The organism is Kitasatospora sp. NPDC058492 (genome assembly GCF_042720685.1).
GTDB lineage: Bacteria > Actinomycetota > Actinomycetes > Streptomycetales > Streptomycetaceae > Kitasatospora.
Window position 1 is genome coordinate 1 of the sequence record NZ_JBHXMU010000147.1, and the last position, 1,666, is coordinate 1,666.

The window sequence follows — 1,666 nt, forward strand, 5'->3', positions numbered from 1 at the left end:
CCCCGGAGCGTTTCGCTCCGGGGGCCCGGCGGCAGTGGTACGGCGGGACCGCGATTAGTCGTCGCCGCGCAGGATCGCGATCAGGCGCAGCATCTCGACGTAGATCCAGACCAGCGACAGGGTGAGCCCGAAGGCGGCCCGCCAGGCCTCCTTCTGCGGCGCGCCCTGGGCGATGCCCTCCTCGATCGCCGCGAAGTCCAGCGACAGGAAGAAGGCGCCGAGGGCGATGCCGATCAGGCCGACCACGATGCCCAGCGGGCCTGAACGCAGCCCCATGTCGGCGCCGAACGCCATCGCGATCATGTTGACCAGCATCAGCAGCACGAAGCCCATGGCGATCGCGATGCCGATCCGGGTGTAGCGCGCGGTGACCCGGATCCGGCCGCTCTTGTAGGCGAACAGCATCGCCGCGAAGACCGCCGCCGTGCCCAGCACCGCCTGGATCGCGATGCCGTTGATGACGGTGTTGAGCGCGTGCGTGACCGCGCCGAGCGCGAAGCCCTCAAGAGCCGCGTAGGTCAGGATCAGCGGCGGGCTGACGCTGCGCTTGAAGGAGACCACCAGGCCGACGACCATGGCCACCAGGCTGGCGCCGATCGCGAAGCCGAAGTTCTCGAACGGCAGCACGAACCAGGCCACCGCGCCGGCGGCGACCAGGGTCAGCAGCGTCATGGCCGTGCGCGCGACCACGTCGTCGAGCGTCATCCGACCGGTGGCGGCGGGGCCGGCCGACGGCCCGTTGTACATCTCGTACAGCTGCTCGTCGGTCAGCGGGCCCTGCGCCTGCGGCTGCTGGGCGTAAGGGGTCCCCGCGTAGGGGTTGTTGCCGTACTGGCCCCCGGCCTGCGTGGTGGTACCGAACCCCGCGTAGCCGGGCTCGCGGGTGAAGGACCCCTCCCGCGAGAAGACCGGGTTGCTGCTTCTCATTGCACATTCCCTCCGTGGCGGCACTGCACCGCCCAGCCACCAGGGTAATGGCTTGGCAAAAATATCGGGATACGCCGCGAGGAGGATCACTGAAGGACTCCCGGCGGGGACGCCGTCGGCGCCCCCGCGAGTCGAGCGGTGCCCGGAGCCGGACTCGAACCGGCACGGCCTCGCGGCCAAGCAGTTTTAAGCTGCCCGTGTCTGCGTTCCACCATCCGGGCGTCCTGCGGACGAGCCCCTCCATCGGCCGGAGAAGAAACGCTCCACCCCCGGTGCGGGCCACCCCAGAGCCTAGTCGCCCGCCTCGCCCTTTCGCATGTTCCCAGCCAGGGAAGTTGTCATGTTTCCTTGCGATCTGACGAACAGTCCGCAATTCGGCCACGAAGTGCACGAGTTCCGGCCACCGACCCGCGCTCAGGGTCGGCGTCATACCCCAGGAGGAGGGCGTCACCTGGCCGTACGCCCAGCGGCGGTCAGGCCAACCGTCCGGCGGAGCGACGAGAACTCATGATCACACGGCGGAGCATGGAGGTACGGCCGGGCGCCCCTGGCGGCCCGGCCGTCCAGGCGCCCAGCGCGTCTCCCGCAGCCCGCGACCACCAAGGAGCACCCCCGTGACCACGTCGACCGCAACCGCCGTCCGGACCGGCCTGGCGGCCGCCCGCGCCACCGGCCTCAACAAGGTCTACGGGGACGGGGAGACCCGCGTCGTGGCCCTCGACAACGTCAGCGTCGACTT

General features: G+C 70.1%; 1 protein-coding gene and 1 tRNA gene. Both read right to left on the reverse strand.

The features are described 5' to 3' along the window. Positions 1 to 54 precede the first annotated feature (54 nt). A complete protein-coding gene (locus ACFWPI_RS39485; protein ID WP_363589740.1) occupies positions 55 to 927 on the reverse strand; it encodes a Bax inhibitor-1/YccA family protein in 873 nt (290 codons plus the stop codon). Between the two features lie 139 nt (positions 928 to 1,066). Further along, positions 1,067 to 1,148 (reverse strand) — tRNA-Leu (locus tag ACFWPI_RS39490). Between the last annotated feature and the right edge of the window lie 518 nt (positions 1,149 to 1,666).

Coding starts and splice junctions, on each gene's coding strand:
- ACFWPI_RS39485 (WP_363589740.1), bottom strand. CDS start 927: ATGAGAAGCAGCAACCCGGTCTTCTCGCGGGAGGGGTCCTTCACCCGC.